Genomic DNA, 296 nt, shown 5'->3' with positions numbered 1-296 from the left:
TATAAAGAAGCACGCAAACTGGCACCTGACAATCCCTTACCCATTCTCTATCTTGCCGATTTGCAGATAAGTCGCAATAAACTGGGTGAGGCAGAGACCATGGTTCGGGAGGCATTAAAAATGTCATCAGATAATAACTATGCCTATGTCCTCCTCGGCGATATCTATGAACGGCGCGGCTTCCAGCGCAAGGCAATTTGGGATAAAAAGAAAACAAAGTCCAATATTGGGGAAGCCGAAGCGGCGGTCAGCCTGTTGAAACAGGCGATCAGTTATTACAACCAGGCACGGGACGA

Annotated in this window: 1 protein-coding gene; it reads left to right on the top strand. The window is 47.6% G+C overall.

The features are described 5' to 3' along the window. Positions 1–296, top strand: a 296-nt coding sequence (locus tag ABIL39_01715) for a hypothetical protein (GenBank protein ID MEO0164837.1), incomplete at both ends; no start/stop codon positions are given.

The organism is candidate division WOR-3 bacterium (assembly GCA_039802205.1).
Classification (GTDB): domain Bacteria; phylum Hydrothermota; class Tepidihabitantia; order SM23-42; family JAOAFX01; genus JAOAFX01.
This window is presented reverse-complemented; position numbering and strand designations above follow the sequence as displayed.